Source organism: Paenibacillus sp. JCM 18996, from assembly GCF_055392555.1.
Map to the genome: position 1 here is coordinate 378059 of NZ_AP043884.1, position 19335 is coordinate 397393.

The window sequence follows — 19335 nt, forward strand, 5'->3', positions numbered from 1 at the left end:
AACAGTATGGAAAGTACGCGTGACGCAATAGAAAAATTAGGTTTTCCGCGAGGGGACTGCCATGATCTTCCGACTTCTCACAAAACATTTCCCGATGGAGCCCAGTATCGTGTAGAACTGCCTAGCGTAGAAGGGCCCGCCTCTTTTGAAGCTCTGCTGGAGGCCTGCGGGCAGTACGAGGTTTACATTCACCGCATTTCCCAAGGCAGCGGTATTATGCTGCTGACCGACGAAGAACTGCAGCAGATGGCTGCCATCGGCAGAAGAGAGAATTTGGAGGTCAGCTTATTTGTCGGTCCTCGCGGAACCTGGGATGTCACCGCAATGCCCTGGGCAAGCGCAGGCAAGATTGCCGGTCTAAGGGTTCAGGGTATGGATCAATTGGTTTATTCGATTGAGGATGTCAAGAGAGCCTGCAGCTTTGGGATCCGCAGCATCCTGGTGGCGGATGAAGGTCTGCTGTGGCTTGTGAATGAGTTCAAAAAATCAGGCGAGTTGCCAAACGATTTGGTGGTGAAAATTTCGGTCCAAATGGCTCAGTCCAATCCGGTTTCCATTCGTTTAATGGAGAGCATCGGAGCGGGCACCTATAATGTGCCGACGGATCTCACCCTTTCGCGTCTTGCTGCCATTCGACAGGCGGTGGATATCCCGATTGATATTTATGTGGAAGTTCCCGATGATGTGGGCGGTTTTATCCGTCATTATGAAATTCCGGAAATCATCCGGGTAGCTGCGCCGGTTTACATTAAATTCGGCCTGCGGAATTCCCCCAACATTTATCCGTCGGGAACCCATCTGGAGGCAACCTCAATCGCTTTATGCAAAGAACGCGTACGGCGCGCGCGAATCGGTCTGGATATGATCAAGCGCTATGCTCCGCATCTTAAAACATCTGAAAAAGGGGCGCCGGGTTTAGCCGTTCCGGTCAATCCATCATCAGCCGAAGTACATTCAGCGCTTTAGAAAAGGAGAGCTTCCATTATGCGTATTATTCGATTTTCAAGCGAAGGCACTGCTCCACAGCTTGCGGCTTTAACGGATGACGAGAAGGTTTATCCGCTGCCGCAGCGGGATTTTATGAAGCTCATTGATGAGGCGGAAGAGGAGAAGACCACTCCTTTAGCTTTGGTTGAAGACATCATTGACAAGGCAGCTCCGCTCGAAGCGGCACTGCAGGACCTGAACCTGCTTGCGCCGATTGACGCTCCTGAAGTATGGGCGGCAGGCGTAACCTATGAAAAAAGCAGGGATGCCAGAAATTACGAGGCGACAGAAGGCAAGCTGGACGCGACCACCTTTTACGATAAAGTATACAGCGCCGATCGGCCTGAGATTTTCTTCAAATCTACTGCTGCAAGAACGGTAGGCCCGAATCAGGAGGTTTATTTGCGATCCGATTCAAACTGGCAGATTCCGGAGCCGGAGCTTGGCCTTGTCCTCGGCAAAGACGGGCAAATTGTCGGCTACACCGCCGGCAATGATATGAGCTGCCGCGATATTGAGGGCGAGAATCCGCTTTATCTGCCACAAGCAAAAATGTGGAAAAATTCCTGCTCAATAGGACCGGCTATTCGTTTGGCGGAGTCGGTGGCGGACCCGTACCGGTTCCAAATCGCCTGCCGTATTTACCGCAATGAAGAAAAAGTAGTCGAAGGGACGGCGAGCACAAGCCAGTTAAAAAGAAAATTCGATGAGCTCGTTTCATATCTGACGCGGGATAATGAAATTTTCGATGGCACGGTCCTGCTCACGGGCACATGTATCGTTCCGCCAAACGAGTTTACACTTCTTGACGGCGACCGGATTGAAATTGAGATCTCCGATATCGGAGTGCTGAATAATCCTGTAAGAAAGAGGTTGTAGCCAATGGATTCGGTTTATAAAACGGTGATGATGAAGCCGCAGGATAAAGTGGCCACGGCGCTGATCAATATACCGGCCGGCACAGAGCTCACGGTCGCCTGTCAGGAGCAGGAATTAACAGTTATTTTGCAGGATGCGATTGATTTCGGCCACAAGTTTGCGGTCAGGCCCATACGGCAGGGTGAGGATATTCTCAAGTACGGCGAAGTGATTGGAGTTGCGGTAACGGATATTGCGCCAGGTGAGCATGTCCATGTGCACAACCTTGAAGGAAAAAGAGGAAGAGGTGATCTCGGTGTCCAAGCTAAGTAGCGGCAAGTTCTGGGGATATAGACGGTCCGACGGACGTGTGGGTGTCAGAAATCATGTTTTGATCCTGCCTACCATTATTTGCGCAACCCAGGCGGCCAGGCAAATTACGGAATTGGTGCACGGAACGGTGTCCTTTATACATCAGCATGGCTGTGCACAGGTCGGGGTCGATTATGACCAAACGTTTCGGACCTATGTGGGGCTGGGGAACAATCCGAATGTGTACGGAGTTGTGGTATTGGGGCTGGGCTGCGAAACGCACCAAGGAAGAAGCGTGGCCGCAGAAATCGCAAAATCCGGTAAACCCGTGGAGCTGGTTTCGATTCAGGACCATGGCGGGACGCTGATGGCAATCGCACAGGGAGCCAAAATCGCCGCCCGAATGGTGCAGGACGCTTCAGCAGAGATGAGAGAAATTTGCGATATCAGCGAATTGATCGTTGGTACTGAATGCGGCGGGTCGGACGCTTGTTCAGGCCTGTCGGCCAATCCAGCCGTAGGAGTGGTAAGCGACATGATTGTCGATGCCGGGGGTACGGCAATCCTGGCCGAGACGACCGAGCTGATTGGGGCCGAGCATCTGCTTGCCAACCGTGCCGCCGATGAGAAAGTGGCCAAACGGGTTTACGAGGTCATCCACGCGATGGAAAACCGCGCTTTTTCAATGGGGGTGGATATCCGTACAGGCAATCCGAGTCCAGGCAACATTAAAGGCGGAATCAGCTCTTTGGAGGAAAAATCCCTCGGCGCCGTGGGCAAAGCCGGAAGCAGGCCTCTGCAGGAGTTGATCGATTATTCGCAGCCTCCCACCAAAAAAGGTTTAGTCTGGATGGATACGCCCGGGCACGATATCGAGCAGTTAACCGGAATGGTTGCTGGAGGAGCCCAGGTTGTCCTGTTTACGAGCGGCAGAGGCACCCCTACGGGCTCGCCGATTGCGCCGGTCATCAAGATCGCCACGAATACGGCTATGTTTGAGAAAATGAATGACAATATGGACCTGAACGCCGGAACGATTATACAAGGAGTCGAAACGATTGAGGCGGTGGGCCGGCGTATTTTTGACGAGGTTGCGTTGGTTTCATCAGGCAAGCTCACAAAGGCGGAAATTCTGAAGCAGCACGATTTTGGGATTTGGCGGATTGGCCCAACGTTTTAATCAAAATCAAAACTTACAGAAAAAGGAGCGGATAAACGATGAACCAAACTACAGCGGTAAAAACCTATTTGAACTATATCAATGGAGAATGGATGGCTGCCTCAACGGGTAAAGTGGACGCCAGCATCAATCCGGCGAACAAAAATGAAATTGTCGGCTATATACAGAAATCGGGCAAGGAAGACCTGGACCATGCGGTTGCAGCCGCGAAAAAAGCCCACATGCAGTGGAAAAAATTGTCCGGCGCTGCCAGAGGAGAGTATCTGTATAAAATCGCAAATGTCCTGGAAAAGCGTCTCGATGAAATTGCCGAGTCGATGACTAGGGAAATGGGTAAAACCTTCGCCGAATCGAAAGGAGAGACCGCCCGGGGCGTAGCTATTCTGCGGTATTATGCGGGGGAAGGGCTGCGTAAAACGGGAGATGTCATTCCTTCTTCCGACAGTGAAGCGCTGATGTTTACAGCCCGCGCCCCGCTCGGAGTGGTTGGCGTCATTACTCCCTGGAACTTCCCTGTCGCGATTCCCGTCTGGAAAATGGCTCCTGCCCTCATTTACGGGAACACCGTCGTTTTCAAACCTGCACAGGATACGGCTGTCACCGCTGCAAAAGTAGTGGAATGTATGAATGAGGCGGGACTCCCTGCAGGCGTGGTCAATATGGTAACAGGCAACGGCTCTGTAATCGGCCAAGGCATTATAGACCATCCGGGCATCAACGGAATCACGTTTACCGGATCCGATACGGTAGGCAAGCAGGTCGGACAGGGCGCTCTCGCCCGCGGAGCCAAGTACCAGCTTGAAATGGGAGGGAAAAATCCGGTCATCGTAGCGGCCGACGCCGATCTGGATCTGGCTGTGGAGGCAACGATCAACGGGGGCCTTCGTTCAACGGGCCAGAAATGCACAGCTACAAGCCGTGTCATTGTGCAAAGCGAGGTATATGAACAATTTAAACAAAAATTGCTGGCGAAAGTGAAATCGTTGACAGTGGGCGATGGACTGGGCGGAGATACATGGATGGGGCCATGTGCGAGTGAGAACCAGTTGAACACGGTGCTCTCTTATATCGAAAAGGGACGAAGCGAAGGAGCGACACTGCTTTATGGCGGGGACAGACCTCAGCGCGACGGGTTGGAACATGGATTTTATGTTAACCCTACAGTGTTTGAAGACGTGAAGCCTCATATGGCCATTGCCCAGGAAGAGATTTTCGGCCCTGTGCTGGCACTGATCAAGGTCGATTCGTTTGAGGAAGCCTTAGCCGTAGCCAACGATGTAAAATACGGACTCAGCGCATCCATTTTTACGCGGAATATCGGCCATATGCTTTCCTTTATCAATGAAATGGACGCAGGCCTCGTGCGCGTTAATGCCGAATCCGCCGGTGTGGAACTGCAAGCGCCATTCGGCGGGATGAAGCAATCGAGCTCCCATTCTCGCGAACAGGGACAGGCGGCCATCGAATTCTTCACTTCGATCAAGACTGTGTTTATAAAAGCATAACCGGATCACCTGCTTCTGTTGTCCAAAGGAAGGGTCATTGCCTCTCCTTTGGATAATGGCTTTTCAAAAACCTGTTATGCGCAAAGGAGACAAATTCAGGATGAAACCTAAAGTTTTCCTGGCAAAGCCAATTCCAAAGGAAGTGGAAGACTACATAGGAGAGCATTGTGATTACCGAAAATGGGATTCGGAAGAAGCGATTCCTCGCAGTCAGTTGTTGGCAGAACTTTCAGATGTGGATGGACTTTTAATCTCTGGCGGTAAAATCGATCAAGAACTTTTAGATCTTGCGCCCAAGTTAAAAATCGTCAGCAATGTGTCTGTTGGCTACAATAATTTCGACATAGCCGCCATGAAGGCCAGAGGGGTTATCGGGACGAATACTCCTGCCGTATTGGATGAAACAGTGGCGGATCTCGTCTTTGGACTGATCTTGGCTGCAGCAAGAAGGATACCGGAGCTCGACCGTTATGTGAAGGATGGAAAGTGGCAGACGGGAAGCGACAATCACCTGTTTGGCATGGATGTTCATCATACTAGACTCGGCATTATCGGCATGGGAAGGATCGGGGAGGCGGTAGCAAGGCGCGCAAAATTTGGCTTTAGTATGGATGTCGCTTACTTTAACCGGACAAGAAAAATGGCGGCAGAGCAAAGCCTGGGTGTGAAGTACCGAACCTTGCAGGATCTCCTTCAGGAGTCTGATTTTGTCGTGCTGATGACCCCATTGACAGCGGAAACCGTCCATTTAATTGGCCGAGAGGAACTGGCGCTGATGAAAAAAACAGCGATCTTTATCAATGCTTCCCGGGGTCAAACGGTGGATGAGGAGGCACTCATTGACGCATTGAAAAAAGGGGACATTGGCGGAGCCGGTCTCGATGTTTTCGAGCACGAACCTGTGGAACCGAATAACCCTCTTTTAAAGCTGCCTAACGTTGTGGCCCTCCCGCATATCGGGTCTGCTACGGAGAAGACACGATTTGATATGGCCATGCTCGCGGCGCAAAATTTAGTGAAGGCTGTCAAAGATGAGGTTCCCCCTAATCTGGTAGAAGAATTAAAACGTTAGAGATGAAATAAGTATTAAGTAAGCGTTTCAAATCATAGGCGCAGACGCAGCTTTTGATGAGAGCATCACGGAGATATTGGGTAGAGGCAGCTTTTGATGCGCTCACAGGTATACCTTTTTTCAAACTTAAACTTGTCAAAAAAAGAAAAGGAGACCGGATTTAGAGCCCAATCTCCTTTAAAGAATTGCTATTGCTCCCGTTGTCCGCTTTGATGCTGTGCGCCATATTGAGATGCTCCGCCGTAAGGATATGGAGAATAAGGATAGCCGCCGTAGTAAGGTGGGTATGGATAGTAAGGAGGGTAATACGGATAGTACGGATAATAAGGATACGGATAATAAGGATAATACGGATAATAAGGATAATACGGGTAGTGAGGATAGTGATGATGATGCGGATGGCTGTAACTATAAGACAAGTAAATCATCCCTTCCTTTTGTTTTACCTAAGGATATGATCTCAAAACAGCATTCTTGCCTGTATAAATAACTAAATGCCGGGGATAAGCCAATTATCAAAAATTTCGATCGTATTAAAAAAAGCCAAGCCAGGCACAGCTTGCAGATGTGAGTGAAGAGATTTCTGAAGATTAGAAAAAATTGTTGCTAATTAAGAAATTGTTTTTTATAATTAACAACAAAGCACAACTAAACGTTTCGCTGAAGAAATTTCGATTAGAATCACAGGTTGCTTTTTGAGGAAACTTTACTTTTCGATGCTTCTGATCGATTTTTTTAGCCGTTACAGCTAAACGTTTAGCTAAGCGTTTCACGGAGGAGTCAGCTATGGTAACGATGAAGGATATCTCCAAGAGAGCCGGCACTTCCATCGCCACAGTATCGGCTGTGATCAATAAATCCGCTTATGTCAGCCCGGAGCTCACTGAACGGGTCCGGAAAGCGATTGAGGAATTGAATTACCGGCCCAATGCGGTGGCGAGAAGCCTCAAAATGAAAAGTACCCATACTTTGGGATTGATTATGACAGATATTTTAAATCCGTACTATCCGTCGATGGTCAAAGGTATGGACGATGCCGCCATTAAAAATAACTTCAGCCTTATTCTCTGCAATACTTCAGACGAACATCGGCGCTTTCTCAATTATTTGGACCTAATGGTCGAGAAGCGGGTGGATGGGCTGCTTTTAGCCAATATTTCGAATCAAGAGGATTTACTGCAGGTGGAAAAGACCGGTTTAAAATATGTGCTGCTTAACCGGAAGCCTCCTGCTTACGATAAAAATTACGTCGGCATCAACAATCCGCTTACAACCGAGCTGGCGGTCAAGCATTTAGCTTCGCTGGGACATAAGAGGATAGCCTACTTTGCCGGGGATCAACGTATTTCCACAGCGAAGGAAAGATGGGAAGGCTTCGTCAGCGGAATGAACCAAAACGGGCTGACGATCGACGATTCGTTAGTTTTCCACGGGGATTATTCCCAGGAATCCGGTTATGCGCTTGTGCGGCAGCTGTTGAGCCGAGTGAAGGAGCTGCCGGATGCGATTTGCGCTGCGAGTGACCTCGTGGCGTTCGGCGCGATCAAGGCGTTAAGGGAGTCCGGTGTCCGGGTGCCTGATGAAATCGCCGTGATGGGAAACGATAACAACCCGTTTTCGGAAAATTTTATCGTGCCTTTGTCTACCATTTCACACCCCACTTATGAGATGGGAAAGCATGCGATGGAGTTTCTTTTGCAAATGATCGAGGACAACAATGAGGACCAGCATAAGCAAATTATATTAACTCCGTCGCTGGTAGTACGCGAAAGCTGCGGCAGTCCAACCTGAACCGGTCTGTCGCAGACTGTAAAAAGCGAATTAAACTTTGTGGAGGGAACAAGGATGAAGGATGTTGTGATCGCAGGCGCGGCTCGTACCGCGATAGGCACTTTTGGCGGCGCGTTGAAGGATATTCATGCGGCGGATTTGGGCGCAATCGCCATAAAGGAGGCCGTAAACCGAGCCGCGGTTGCCCCGGAATTGGTTGAGGATGTCATCGTCGGATGTGTCGGACAGATTGCTGAAAGCGCTTTTATCGCCAGGATGTGCGCGCTCCGAGCCGGATTGCCCAGCCACAGCAATGCCTACAGCGTGAACCGCTTATGCGGGTCCGGCCTGCAGGCGATCAATAATGCCGCTCAAGCCATTCGTGCCGGAGAAGCGGATATTATTGTGGCCGCGGGCACGGAAAATATGGATCAACTTCCGTACTACGTCCGGAAAGCGCGATATGGCTACAGATACGGACATTCCCAATTGGAAGACGGACTGTTGACCGCCCTTACCGACCCGTTTGGCAATTATCCCATGGGCATTACGGCAGAAACCGTTAGTAAGCGCTTTAACGTAACCCGGGAAGAACAGGACCGATTCGCCTTTGAAAGCCAGAACAAAGCGATTGCAGCGATAGACGGCGGAAAGTTTAAGTACGAAATCGTTCCGGTTGAAATTCCGCAGCGCAGAGGCGAAACGATTGTGTTTGACACCGATGAACATCCGAGGAGAGGAACCACTTTAGAGAAGCTGGCGGCTCTCAAGCCGGCTTTTCAAGATGGAGGCACGGTGACGGCGGGAAATTCATCCGGGATCAATGATGCCGCCGCAGCCGTCGTCGTGATGAGCGCCGACAAGGCACGGGAGTTAGGCTTAAAGCCGCTGGCCTATGTGCGTGAACAGGCGGTGGCTGGCGTGGACCCTGAAATTATGGGCTTCGCGCCTGCGCCGGCAGTGAAGAAAGTGCTGCAGAAAGCCGGTCTTACTTTGAACGATATCGATTTGATGGAGCTTAACGAGGCGTTTGCTTCTCAGTCGGTGGCTGTAATCAAGGATCTGGATATCGACCCGCTCAAAGTCAATGTGAACGGCGGCGCCATCGCGTTGGGGCACCCGATTGGAGCAACAGGCTGTATCCTTACGGTGAAGCTATTGGCCGAGATGGAGAGACGTGCTTCCAAATACGGGGTTGTTACAATGTGCATTGGCGGCGGGCAAGGGATCGCGACGATTTTTGAAAGGGCTTAAATCAAACCAGTGAAGGAATGAACGCAATGATCAATTTATCCGGGAAGTCAGCCATTGTAACGGGTTCCGGCAGAGGAATAGGAAAAGCGATCGCGACGAAGCTTGCCGAACTCGGTGCCGGGGTAACCATTTGCGATATCAGTGAAGAAATCGCTGCCGCAACGGTGAACGAACTGCGAGAGAAAGGATTGGATGCCGACTATTTCGTCCTTAATGTCGCCGACACCGATGCGGCCCGCAGCTTAATTGAACAAACCGCCGAAAAACGCGGCAGGCTGGACATTCTTGTCAATAACGCCGGAATCAATCGGGATGGTATGCTGCACAAAATGGAGCGCCAGCAGTGGGATGACGTTCTCAGCGTGAATCTGACGGGTACTTTCAATACGATGCAGCCTGCCAGTATAAAAATGAGAGAACAAAAAGGCGGACGGATTATCAACATTTCCTCGGCCAGCTGGCTGGGCAATATCGGGCAGGCAAACTATGCGGCGTCCAAAGCCGGCGTTGTCGGTTTGACGAAGACGGCGGCCCGGGAGCTGGCAAAATATAACGTGACCGTAAACGCCATTTGTCCGGGATTTATCGATACCGATATGACGCGCGGAGTGCCTGAAAAAGTATGGGATTTGATGGTTTCCAAAATTCCTATGGGCCGAGCCGGCGATCCCGAGGATGTGGCCAACCTGATCGCTTTCCTGGCATCGGATTCCGCTTCCTATATCACCGGCGAAGTGATCAATGTTGGAGGTGGCATGGTGCTTTGACTCAAAAGGTAAAAATTTCTACCGCATCGGAAGTGGCGGCCAGCATAAAGGATAACACAAGTCTGCTGACAACCGGCTTTAGTTTGGTCGGCGTGGCGGAGGAAATTTATCAAAAAATCGAAGAGCGCTTTCTCGAAACCGGTACGCCCAGAGATCTGACTTTCGTGCATTCAGCCGGCCAAAGCGACACTGTGCGCGGGATGGAGCATTTTGCCCATGTTCCGCTGTTAAAGAGAATTATAGGAACCCACTGGGGGCTGTCGCCCAAACTGGAAAATTTAATAAAGCAGAATAAAGTCGAAGCTTTCTGCCTTCCGATGGGCCAGATCCTCTCCATGTACAAGGCAGCCGCTTCCGGGAAGCCGGGAGTTCTCTCCACCATCGGACTTTCGACCTTTGTGGATCCCAGGCTGGAAGGGGGGAAGATGAACCAGAAGGCTATTGACAGCGGTTTCGAAACGGTTCAGTATCATCAACTCAATGGTAAGGACTATCTCTTTTATCCGAGCCTCTCCTTCGATTTATATATAGGCAGAGGAACTGCGGCTGATGAATACGGCAATATCACAATGGAGGACGAATGCGCGAAATTGGAGGTCATGTCCGCTGTCCAGGCTGTGAAAGCATGCGGCGGCAGAGTCATTTTTCAAGTGAAGAGGATTGTGCGGGGGAATTCCTTGCAGGCGAAGGATGTAGCGGTCCCAAGGATCTTCGTCGACGAAGTCGTCGTATGTGAGAATCCGGCGGAAAATCATCGAATGACCTCGTCGGTGTATTATGATCCGCATATTTTGGGAAAAATCAAACAGCCTCAAAGCGTTGTCCGCGAAATGACCGGCCTGGATATGAGGAAGCTGATTGGCAGAAGAGCGGTAATGGAAATGAACACAGGGGATACTGTGAACCTCGGCGTGGGGATTCCGGGGGATGCGATTGGCCCCATCATTGGCGAGGAAAGAATGGACGGCAAGGTGTCGCTGTCGATCGAGGTGGGAGCCATAGGCGGTATTGCAGTCGGAGGCGGGGATTTCGGGGTAACCAGGAATGCCGAGGCGATCATCGACAATGCGTACCAATTTGACTATTACAATGGCTGCGGAGTGGACGCCACTTTTATGGGAGCCGCCGAAATCGACTGTGAAGGAAATGTCAATGTAAGCAAGTTCGGGCATCGCGCCCCGGGCTGCGGAGGCTTTATCGATATTACCCAAACCGCCAAAAAAGTGATTTTTTGCTCGACCTTCACCTCCGGCGGACTCGAAATAGCGGTTGAAAACGGCAGGTTGCGGATCAGGCAGGAGGGCAGATTTAAAAAATTTGTCGGCAACGTCCAGCAGATAACGTTCAATGGAAAATTCGCGGCAGAGCGTAACCAACCGGTTCTTTTTGTAACGGAAAGAGCGGTCCTGCAGTTGACGCATAAAGGCCTGGAATTAATTGAGATCGCACCGGGGATCGACTTGAAGAGGGATGTGCTTGAGCAGATGGAATTCGTTCCGGCGGTTTCTCCCAATCTCAAGCTGATGGATGAACGCATTTATTATTTGGGCCTTATGCATCTTGAGTCCCAATCTAATAAAAATCAAATAGATCACAATTCAGGGAGGGTTCTAAATGAAAGGTTGGGCTAACAAATTTACGGCGGCCGCGCTTTCCGGAGTGCTGGCACTCAGCCTCACGGCATGCAGCGATAAAGGTTCGGCCAAGCAGGGAGCAGGCGAGAAAACGGCCGGAGGAAAAAGCAGTAAAGTGGATGAAGTGGTGGTAGGCGTTCTTTATCCTACGTCGGCCAGCTTGGCGCGTCTGGGCGGCGCAGCTTTGAAAGCGGTTCAATTGGCGGCTGATGACATCAATGCCGCAGGAGGCATCAAATCGCTTGGCGGCGCCAAAATCAAACTGGAAATCGTTGATCCAAGCGACAAGCCGGAAACGGCGAAATCCGCAACGGAGCGTCTGATCCAGAACAAAAAGGTGTCGGCTATAACCGGAGACTACAACAGCTCGCTGTCCCTTGTTACATCCGAGGTGGCCGAGAGAGCTAAAATTCCTTTTGTAACCGCTTCAATTTCAGACAATTTAACCTCCCGTGGAATGAAGTACTTGTTCCAGGTCTCCCCCAAAGGTTCTATGTTCGGACGTACCCAGGTAGAATTCGCCAAGAAATACCTTGTGGAGAGGCTGGGCAAAAAGCCAAAAGTGGCGATTGTATTCGAGGAAACCAGCTACGGCACTTCCACTTCCGAAGGACTGATCAAGACCGCGAAGGAACTCGGGCTTGATGTTGTGCTTTCCGAGCCGTACCAGGCCAACTTCGCAGACGCTTCCCCTCTTGTAAATAAGATCAAATCAACCGGAGCGGAAATTTTGTTCCCGGTATCCTACCTGCAGGACGCGATCCTGATTCAAAAGACGATCAAGCAGCTTGGCGTCAATATTACGACAGTGGGCGGCGGAGCCGGGTATTTGATGCCTGAGTTTTACAATGAATTAGGCAAAAACGCGGAAGGGGTAGTATCCGTGGCCTCCTGGAACCTGGACGTGAACAAGCCGGGGATCGAGGATGTGGCCAAGCGTTATAAGGAAAAGAACGGCGAGTTCATCACTGAACATTCCGGCGAAGCCTATTCGGCGACATGGGTGATCGCACAGGCGATTGAAAAAGCCGCATCGGCGGAGCCTCAGAAAATCCGTGACGCATTGGCTTCCCTTCAATTAAAAGAAGGAGATAAGGGAAATATCATGCCTGGCGGCAATATTGAATTCGACCAAACCGGCTGGAACAAGAATGTGCATCCGGTCATGATTCAGTGGCAGGACGGCATACCTAAAACCGTGTACCCGAAGGAAGACGCCAAGGCGGAATTCAAGTAACCGAAAGCTGGCAACGGGAGTGGAGTTTCTCCGCTCCCTATTACAATCCGAACTAACAATAGGCGGTGAAGTCATGGATTTATTCCTGCAGGTGCTGATTAACGGACTTTTAATCGGCGGGATTTACGCTCTGATCAGTATCGGTTTAACCTTGCTGTTCGGAGTGGTCGATATTGTAAATTTTGCCCATGGCGAGTTTGTCATGCTGGGAATGTACACTTCCTACTGGGCCTGGGTGTTCAGCGGAATGGATCCGCTCATCACGTTATTGGTATCTGTTCCCGCAATGTTCCTGGTCGGGGTAATCATCCAAAAATATTTATTCGCCCATATTATGAAAGCGCCTCCGCTGACGCAAATATTTTTGACCGTAGGAATGCAGCTGGTTCTGCAAAATGGTGCCTTGATGGTATTCGGATCCACGACGCGTTCAATCAATTTTGGCTGGAGAGAAAAAGTATTGAAGCTTGGGCAGTTGGTAATTCCGGTGAATATGCTGGCAGCTTTCGTCCTGTCGATCGTGCTCGCTGCGCTTCTGTTCCTGTTCCTTTCCAGGACGGATTTGGGCAAAGCGATGAAGGCGGCCAGATTGGACCGGGAAACCGCAATGCTGATGGGCATAAATACGAACCGGATCTTTTTGATTGCAGCAGGCATCTCGGCGGCGCTCACGGGCGCAGCGGGTACCGCGATAGCCACTTTCCAGTATGTGCAGCCGCTCGCCGGGGCGCACTTTGGACTTATGGCCTACATTGTTGTCATTCTTGGCGGGCTCGGGAATTTAAAGGGCGCTTTTGTCGGCGGCCTGATCCTGGGTGTCGCCGAATCGTTCGGCGTCCAGTATATTAGCGCAAACTCCGGGCTTCTGGCAGCGTTTATCCTTTTCCTTATTGTACTGATCATCAAGCCTAACGGGTTATTTTCTTCAAAGGGAGCGGCCTGATATGAATGTCCAACAAAAACAGTTAAATGATGCGATGCCGGTGAAACCAGGCGGGACGGTGAAGCTCGCCGAGTCGGCCGGTTTGGGTGCTTTTTCTCTTACTGAGCCCAAGGTGTATGTGCCTGTCTTCGCACTGACTTTATTCGCTTTGGCCCCGCTTGCCGTGAACGAATATTACCAAAATATCCTCAACATGATTCTGCTGTTTTCGATTGCCGGAATTTCGTGGAATATTTTTGGCGGATACGCCAGGCAGGTTTCCATCGGGCACGCTCTCTTCTTCGGGATTGGCGCCTACACTTCAACGCTGCTGCTGACCAAGCTGCATATAAGTCCATGGATCGGGATGTTTGTCGGAGGGATCTTTTCCGTTATTGTCGGTTATGTGATGGGAATGAGTCTGATGAGATTAAGAGGACATTACTTTGCGATCGCTACGATTGTGTTCTCTCAGGTCGCTCTATTGCTGGTTACGAAATTCCGGGGCTTCACCGGCGGGGCGGAAGGCATCTCGGTTCCTTTTGCAGACTCCTTCCTGATGCTCCAGTTTTCCGATAAACTGCCTTATTTTTATATTTTTCTCGCGTTCCTGGTAGGAATGCTCTTTCTTGTGAAAAAAATCGAGCGTTCGCGGCTGGGTTACTATATGGTAGCCATGGGGCAGGACGATCAGGCGGCTATGGCTGTCGGTGTGAATAGCCCGCGTGTGAAGCATATCGCGCTGGCGATCAGCGCTTTTACCATGTCTCTGGCCGGGACACTGTATGCGCAGTACATGTATTTTATTGAACCCAAAGCGGTGTTTGACGTTCCGATGTCCGTGGAGTTTGCCATGGTATCCATCATCGGCGGACTGGGTACTGTGATGGGCCCCGTGATCGGCGCCATTATTATGAAGCCTTTCATTGAGATCGCGATTTCCATAACCGACTTATTGGGATTCGGCTCCGTTCAAGGAATCAATTATATCCTGTACGGCATTATTTTGGTGGTGGTGGTCATTCTTCTACCGAACGGATTAATCGGACCGCTGACAAGACTGTACAATAAGCTTCTTGCTATTCTCCCCGGCGGAAAATCGACAAAAGGAGGCGACCGGTAAATGAGCCAGCCGATTTTGCAGGTGAACAAGTTAACCAAGCGGTTTCGCGGTCTCCTCGCCGTCAACGATTTGACTTTTCATGTGAACAAAGGCGAGATTCTCGGCGTCATCGGACCTAACGGAGCGGGCAAATCCACGACCTTCAACCTCATCACCGGCGTCTACATTCCGGACACAGGGCAAGTCCAGCTAAACGGCAGGAACATCACCGGACTGTCTCCGAACGAGATCTGCAAAAAAGGGCTCAGCCGCACCTTTCAGGTGACACGCCCATTCGGGGAAATGAGTGTGCTGCAGAACGTGATGGTCGGCGCCTTTTTGAACACTTCGAACACCCGTGCCGCCGAGCGGGAAGCGATGGAAATGGTGGATTTTGTCGGCCTGGGCAGTAAGGCTCACTCTGTGGCGCGGACATTGTCCATCATTGACCAGCGGAGACTGGAATTCGCCAGGAGTCTGGCCACGAAGCCGGTTTTGCTATTGCTCGACGAAGCTTTGGCCGGACTAAACTCCATTGAAGTGGAAGAGGCGATCCAATTGATTTGGAAGGTCAAAGATGCAGGGATAACGCTCGTGGTCATAGAGCACGTCATGAAAGTAATCAACGCCATCTCCGACAGAGTCGTCGTCTTGAACTTCGGTTCCAAGCTGGCGGAAGGAGTGCCGAAAGAGGTCATGAGCAATCCTGCCGTAATGGAGGCTTATTTGGGGAAGGGGTTTGCACAGCATGCTTAAAGTTGAAAATCTGCATGTATCTTACGGCGCGATTAAAGCTCTCCAGGGAATCACATTGAATGTAAAACGCGGTGAATGCGTCGCCATTGTAGGCAGCAATGGGGCGGGAAAGACCACGCTGCTCAAAACTATATGCGGTCTGCTGGCCCCGCATCAGGGTAGTATTCAATTTGATGGAAACAGTCTGGCCGGCAGGCATGCATACGAAATTGCCAACATGGCTGTCGCTCATGTACCGGAAGGACGCAGAGTGTTCACGGAAATGACAGTGCTGGATAATTTGGTTCTGGGTTCCTACGGGAAGCAGGCCAAAGCCCACCGCAAAGAGAGCCTCGAATATGTCTTCAGCTTATTCCCGCGTCTTGCGGAACGAAAAGACCAGCTGGCGGGAACGATGTCCGGCGGGGAGCAGCAAATGGTGGCTGTAGCCCGCGGATTAATGCTCAAGCCCAAGCTGCTTATTTTGGATGAGCCTTCGTCAGGCCTTGCGCCCATTATTGTGGAACAGATGTATGAAAAGCTTGGAGAAATTCACAAAACTACAGATATGGCTATGCTGGTCGTCGAGCAGAACGTGCCTGTCGCGTTATCGATTGCCGATCGGGGCTACGTGCTGGAGAACGGATCGATTAACATTTCGGGTTCGAGCAATGAGTTAATGATGGATCCCGAAGTTAAGGCCGCGTATCTAGGCTTTCATTAAAGTGATGGAAGGAGAGTCCGGTTCAGATGCCAGGAATTTTTTTCGATGAATATGAAGTGGGACAAAGCTTTCGCACTCCTTCGCGCACTGTCACGGAAACGGATGTCGTTTATTTTTCCGCTATGTCGGGGGATATGAATGAACTGCATACGAGCGAAGAGTTTGCGAGGAACAGCCCGTTCGGCAAGCGGCTCGCCCAAGGCTTGTTGGGATTGTCTATCTGTCATGGTCTCATGTTTCGCCTGGGATTGTTTGACGGCACCGGAATTGCCTTGCTTAACGTAGATAAATGGAAATTCACCGCCCCTATTTTTTTCGGGGATACGGTGCACGGGATGGTTTCGGTACAGGAGAAAATAGAAAGCAAAAGCAAGCCGGATCGCGGAATCATTCATTTTTTTGTGCAATTGGTCAATCAGGACGGTACGGTCACACAAGAAGGGATTCAAACCATCATGGTAAAAAGAAAAACGGTTCAGCAGGGGTGGTGAGGGCTATGCATAAAGCGGTAAAGGCAAAGGATGTACTTCCGTATTTAAAAGAAGGAGCGACGCTCGCCACCGTAGGATTTACTTTAATGGGAGCCTGCGGGACGATTTTGAATGAAATCGAGCGCAGCTTCCTTGAAACCGGCTACCCGCGGAATTTGACACTGCTTCACGGAGCCGGCCAAAGCGACAGGATAAACGGCATCCAGCGTCTGGCCCGCCCGGGGCTGATCAAGCGGATCATCGGGTCGCACTGGGGGCTGGCTCCGAGGTGGGGCGAGCTTATCCACAGCAATGAAGTGGAAGCTTACTGTCTTCCGCAGGGGCAGCTTGTGCATCTTTTTCGCGCCATGGCGTCAGGCAAACCGGGCAACTTCTCCAAAGTCGGCCTTGGTACGTTTATCGATCCACGAGTGGAGGGCGGCAAGATTAACGAGCGCGCGAGGCAAAGCGGGGATATTGTCGAAGTTTTGCAGCTGCATGGCGAAGAGTATCTGTTTTATAAAAGCCAACCGGTGGATGTAGCGGTCATCCGGGGTACAACGGCAGATGAAAAAGGGAACGTGACGATGGAGGAGGAGGCCGTCAAGCTGGAGGCCATCTCTATGGCCCAAGCGGCAAAGGCGAATGGCGGCAAAGTGTTCGTGCAGGTCAAATATTTGGCGGAAAAGGGTACCTTGCATCCGAAACAAGTTGTCATTCCGGGTATTTATGTGGACGGAATCATTGTGGCGGAAAATGCGGAGGAAGAGCATCGGCAGTCTGCTTCTTACTTTTTCGATCCGGTGTTCTCCGGTGATGCCAGGATCCCTGAATCCGCAAGCAAACCGCTGCCTCTCAGCATCCGCAAGGTCATTGGACGCCGCGCGGTGATGGAGCTGTTCCCGGAGGCGGTGGTGAATTTGGGGACGGGCATCCCCGGGGATGTGGTGGGCCCGATCGCGAACGAAGAGGGGATAAACCAGGCGATCACCTTAACGATCGAATCCGGGGTCATCGGAGGGATCCCCCAAGGGGGCATCGATTTCGGCATTACCAAAAACGCGGAAGCCATCATCGAGCATGGCTGCCAGTTTGACTACTACAACGGCAGCGGAGTTGACGTCACATTTATGGGGCTTGCCGAGGCGGATCAAGAAGGCAATGTGAACGTCAGTAAATTCGGCACGAAGACGGTTGGCTGCGGCGGATTTATCGATATTACGCACCCGGCCAAAAAAGTGGTTTACTGCGCAGCCTTTACTGCGGGCGGGCTGGAAGCGGAGATCGAAAACGGGCGTCTGCGGATTGTGACGGAAGGGAAAGCGAAGAAGTTTCTGAACCGGGTGAACCAGATTACCTTCAGCGGCCGCTATGCGAGGCACAAGGGCCAGCCGGTCATTTTTGTTACGGAGAGGGCCGTATTTGAACTGAGAAAGGAAGGTTTGGTGCTCACCGAAATCGCACCCGGAATCGACCTGGAACAGGATATTTTGCGCTTGATGGACTTTGAACCTGTCATATGCGGCGACTTGAAAACAATGGATTCGAGAATTTTCCGGGACGGGCCGATGGGGATAGCCAATGAATTTTTTCATACACCCATTTCGATTGTAAGCAAATAGAGGGGGAGCTGGCGGGCCGATGTTATCTGTTATCAAGAATGTGACGGAAATTATATGGGGAATTGGCGCTGTTGAGAAGGTTTCCGAGCTTGTGGCCGACAACGGGGCTGCAAATGTATTGGTCATTACCGATAAAGGCATCGTGAACTCCGGAGTGATCCATGCGGTTACAAACCAATTGTCCAAGGTGAATTATGAAGTTTTTGACGAAGTCGAGCCTAATCCGTCCGTTCGGACAGTGGATAAAGCAGTGGAGATATGCCGCAATCTGAACGCGGATCTCATTATCGGCGCAGGCGGCGGAAGCCCGATTGATGTGGCTAAGGCCGTTGGCGTCATTCATGCGAATGGCGGCTCAATCGTGCAGTATGAGGGGATCGACACCTTTTCGAAGCCAGTTACCCCGCTTTTGGCCATTCCCACTACTTCCGGCACTGGGAGCGAAGTGACTTCTTTTACCGTGATAACGGACACGGAACGAAATTACAAGCTGACAGTTGGCGGGGTACGGGTTGCGGCCAAATGGGCCGTGGTCGATCCGAAGCTTACGGTTACGGCTCCGGCAAAAATTACGGCAGCGACAGGTATCGACGCGCTTGTCCATGCGGTCGAATCGTATACGTCGCTTGCGGCCTTCCATTATTCGGAGCTTCTCGCCCTGGATGCGATGAAGCTGATTAGCGGAAACCTGCGGCAGGCTGTTTATCATGGGGAGAACATGGAAGCCAGGGAGAAAATGCTGCTGGCCAGTTTGAACGCCGGACTTGCTTTTAACAATACACGGCTCGGCAACGCCCATGCGATCAGCCATCCGCTGAGCGCCTTTTTTGGGATTGCCCACGGTGTGGCTAACGGCATCTTGCTTCCTGTCATTATGGAATTCAATCTGCTTGCGTGCCCCGATAAATTTGCCCGGATAGCCGAAGCAATGGACCCTTCCGTATCGGGAAATACGCTCGAGAAAGCTTACAAATCTGTGGACCTGGTCAAACAGCTTGCGCATGATATCGGAATTCCGAAGTCGATCTCGGAGCTGGGAATCAATAAGGAAGAGTACGAAAGAGCCATTCCGGACATGGCCGAAGACGCCATGAAGAGCGGGAACGTCAAAGTAAATCCGCGGATGACACGGATCGAGGATATCACTGCTTTGTACCGTCAAATTTATTGAAAAAGGGTGAGGA

The 19335-nt window shown here is 51.0% G+C and carries 18 protein-coding genes; all 18 read left to right on the forward strand.

Translation table 11 applies throughout. From position 1 onward, the window contains the following. Window positions 1–6 precede the first annotated feature (6 nt). The 18 genes from ACZ5N7_RS01840 (at window position 7) to ACZ5N7_RS01925 (ending at window position 19322) form a co-directional block, all read left to right on the forward strand. Window positions 7–966 (forward strand): U32 family peptidase, encoded by a 960-nt coding sequence (locus ACZ5N7_RS01840; protein WP_464656870.1) that lies wholly within the window; start codon window positions 7–9, stop codon window positions 964–966. Between the two features lie 18 nt (window positions 967–984). Beyond that, the gene (locus ACZ5N7_RS01845; RefSeq protein ID WP_464656872.1) at window positions 985–1866 is read left to right on the forward strand and encodes a fumarylacetoacetate hydrolase family protein; all 882 of its coding nucleotides are present in this window, start codon (window positions 985–987) and stop codon (window positions 1864–1866) included. 3 nt (window positions 1867–1869) lie between these two features. Continuing rightward, the gene (locus ACZ5N7_RS01850; RefSeq protein WP_464656874.1) at window positions 1870–2178 is read left to right on the forward strand and encodes a UxaA family hydrolase; all 309 of its coding nucleotides are present in this window, start codon (window positions 1870–1872) and stop codon (window positions 2176–2178) included. Continuing rightward, on the forward strand, window positions 2162–3337 hold the full coding sequence (locus ACZ5N7_RS01855; protein WP_464656876.1) for a UxaA family hydrolase: 1176 nt from the start codon (window positions 2162–2164) through the stop codon (window positions 3335–3337). The genes ACZ5N7_RS01850 and ACZ5N7_RS01855 overlap by 17 nt, the downstream gene beginning before the upstream one ends. 38 nt (window positions 3338–3375) lie before the next feature. Beyond that, the gene (gene gucD / locus ACZ5N7_RS01860) at window positions 3376–4842 is read left to right on the forward strand and encodes an alpha-ketoglutaric semialdehyde dehydrogenase GucD (protein ID WP_464656878.1); all 1467 of its coding nucleotides are present in this window, start codon (window positions 3376–3378) and stop codon (window positions 4840–4842) included. A 100-nt stretch (window positions 4843–4942) separates the two neighbouring features. Further along, on the forward strand, window positions 4943–5914 hold the full coding sequence (locus ACZ5N7_RS01865) for a 2-hydroxyacid dehydrogenase (protein WP_464656880.1): 972 nt from the start codon (window positions 4943–4945) through the stop codon (window positions 5912–5914). 786 nt (window positions 5915–6700) lie between these two features. After that, window positions 6701–7705 carry a LacI family DNA-binding transcriptional regulator gene (locus tag ACZ5N7_RS01870; protein WP_464656882.1) on the forward strand — a complete coding sequence of 335 codons (1005 nt, stop codon included), beginning with the start codon at window positions 6701–6703 and terminating at the stop codon, window positions 7703–7705. Between the two features lie 54 nt (window positions 7706–7759). Continuing rightward, window positions 7760–8938, forward strand: a complete 1179-nt coding sequence (locus tag ACZ5N7_RS01875; RefSeq protein WP_464656884.1) for a thiolase family protein — start codon at window positions 7760–7762, stop codon at window positions 8936–8938. A 26-nt stretch (window positions 8939–8964) separates the two neighbouring features. Continuing rightward, complete coding sequence (fabG, locus tag ACZ5N7_RS01880; protein ID WP_464656886.1) at window positions 8965–9705, forward strand: 3-oxoacyl-ACP reductase FabG; 741 nt, start codon at window positions 8965–8967, stop codon at window positions 9703–9705. Further along, entirely contained in the window at window positions 9702–11336 is a 1635-nt protein-coding gene (locus ACZ5N7_RS01885) for an acyl CoA:acetate/3-ketoacid CoA transferase (protein ID WP_464656888.1), read from the forward strand. The genes fabG and ACZ5N7_RS01885 overlap by 4 nt, the downstream gene beginning before the upstream one ends. After that, window positions 11320–12576: an ABC transporter substrate-binding protein gene (locus tag ACZ5N7_RS01890; RefSeq protein ID WP_464656890.1), complete on the forward strand. Its 1257-nt coding sequence runs from the start codon at window positions 11320–11322 to the stop codon at window positions 12574–12576. Before ACZ5N7_RS01885 ends, ACZ5N7_RS01890 begins: the two co-directional genes overlap by 17 nt. A 73-nt stretch (window positions 12577–12649) precedes the next feature. Continuing rightward, window positions 12650–13519 carry a branched-chain amino acid ABC transporter permease gene (locus ACZ5N7_RS01895; RefSeq protein WP_464656892.1) on the forward strand — a complete coding sequence of 290 codons (870 nt, stop codon included), beginning with the start codon at window positions 12650–12652 and terminating at the stop codon, window positions 13517–13519. A 1-nt stretch (window position 13520) separates the two neighbouring features. Continuing rightward, a complete protein-coding gene (locus ACZ5N7_RS01900) occupies window positions 13521–14621 on the forward strand; it encodes a branched-chain amino acid ABC transporter permease (RefSeq protein ID WP_464656894.1) in 1101 nt (366 codons plus the stop codon). After that, window positions 14622–15356, forward strand: a complete 735-nt coding sequence (locus tag ACZ5N7_RS01905) for an ABC transporter ATP-binding protein (RefSeq protein ID WP_464656895.1) — start codon at window positions 14622–14624, stop codon at window positions 15354–15356. Beyond that, complete coding sequence (locus tag ACZ5N7_RS01910; RefSeq protein ID WP_464656897.1) at window positions 15349–16059, forward strand: ABC transporter ATP-binding protein; 711 nt, start codon at window positions 15349–15351, stop codon at window positions 16057–16059. The genes ACZ5N7_RS01905 and ACZ5N7_RS01910 overlap by 8 nt, the downstream gene beginning before the upstream one ends. A 26-nt stretch (window positions 16060–16085) precedes the next feature. Further along, window positions 16086–16550, forward strand: coding sequence for a MaoC/PaaZ C-terminal domain-containing protein (locus ACZ5N7_RS01915; protein WP_464656899.1), 465 nt, complete (start codon window positions 16086–16088; stop codon window positions 16548–16550). A 5-nt stretch (window positions 16551–16555) separates the two neighbouring features. Further along, window positions 16556–18151: an acyl CoA:acetate/3-ketoacid CoA transferase gene (locus tag ACZ5N7_RS01920; protein WP_464656901.1), complete on the forward strand. Its 1596-nt coding sequence runs from the start codon at window positions 16556–16558 to the stop codon at window positions 18149–18151. Window positions 18152–18170: 19 nt separating this feature from the next. Next, window positions 18171–19322: an iron-containing alcohol dehydrogenase gene (locus ACZ5N7_RS01925; RefSeq protein ID WP_464656903.1), complete on the forward strand. Its 1152-nt coding sequence runs from the start codon at window positions 18171–18173 to the stop codon at window positions 19320–19322. Window positions 19323–19335: the final 13 nt, after the last annotated feature.

What these genes read in the sequence shown, in the direction of transcription:
- ACZ5N7_RS01840 (WP_464656870.1), top strand. Translation starts at nt 7, where the DNA reads ATGGAAAGTACGCGTGACGCAATAGAAAAATTAGGTTTTCCGCGAGGG.
- ACZ5N7_RS01845 (WP_464656872.1), top strand. Translation starts at nt 985, where the DNA reads ATGCGTATTATTCGATTTTCAAGCGAAGGCACTGCTCCACAGCTTGCG.
- ACZ5N7_RS01850 (WP_464656874.1), top strand. Translation starts at nt 1,870, where the DNA reads ATGGATTCGGTTTATAAAACGGTGATGATGAAGCCGCAGGATAAAGTG.
- gucD (WP_464656878.1), top strand. Translation starts at nt 3,376, where the DNA reads ATGAACCAAACTACAGCGGTAAAAACCTATTTGAACTATATCAATGGA.
- ACZ5N7_RS01865 (WP_464656880.1), top strand. Translation starts at nt 4,943, where the DNA reads ATGAAACCTAAAGTTTTCCTGGCAAAGCCAATTCCAAAGGAAGTGGAA.
- ACZ5N7_RS01870 (WP_464656882.1), top strand. Translation starts at nt 6,701, where the DNA reads ATGGTAACGATGAAGGATATCTCCAAGAGAGCCGGCACTTCCATCGCC.
- ACZ5N7_RS01875 (WP_464656884.1), top strand. Translation starts at nt 7,760, where the DNA reads ATGAAGGATGTTGTGATCGCAGGCGCGGCTCGTACCGCGATAGGCACT.
- fabG (WP_464656886.1), top strand. Translation starts at nt 8,965, where the DNA reads ATGATCAATTTATCCGGGAAGTCAGCCATTGTAACGGGTTCCGGCAGA.
- ACZ5N7_RS01890 (WP_464656890.1), top strand. Translation starts at nt 11,320, where the DNA reads ATGAAAGGTTGGGCTAACAAATTTACGGCGGCCGCGCTTTCCGGAGTG.
- ACZ5N7_RS01895 (WP_464656892.1), top strand. Translation starts at nt 12,650, where the DNA reads ATGGATTTATTCCTGCAGGTGCTGATTAACGGACTTTTAATCGGCGGG.
- ACZ5N7_RS01900 (WP_464656894.1), top strand. Translation starts at nt 13,521, where the DNA reads ATGAATGTCCAACAAAAACAGTTAAATGATGCGATGCCGGTGAAACCA.
- ACZ5N7_RS01905 (WP_464656895.1), top strand. Translation starts at nt 14,622, where the DNA reads ATGAGCCAGCCGATTTTGCAGGTGAACAAGTTAACCAAGCGGTTTCGC.
- ACZ5N7_RS01910 (WP_464656897.1), top strand. Translation starts at nt 15,349, where the DNA reads ATGCTTAAAGTTGAAAATCTGCATGTATCTTACGGCGCGATTAAAGCT.
- ACZ5N7_RS01915 (WP_464656899.1), top strand. Translation starts at nt 16,086, where the DNA reads ATGCCAGGAATTTTTTTCGATGAATATGAAGTGGGACAAAGCTTTCGC.
- ACZ5N7_RS01920 (WP_464656901.1), top strand. Translation starts at nt 16,556, where the DNA reads ATGCATAAAGCGGTAAAGGCAAAGGATGTACTTCCGTATTTAAAAGAA.
- ACZ5N7_RS01925 (WP_464656903.1), top strand. Translation starts at nt 18,171, where the DNA reads ATGTTATCTGTTATCAAGAATGTGACGGAAATTATATGGGGAATTGGC.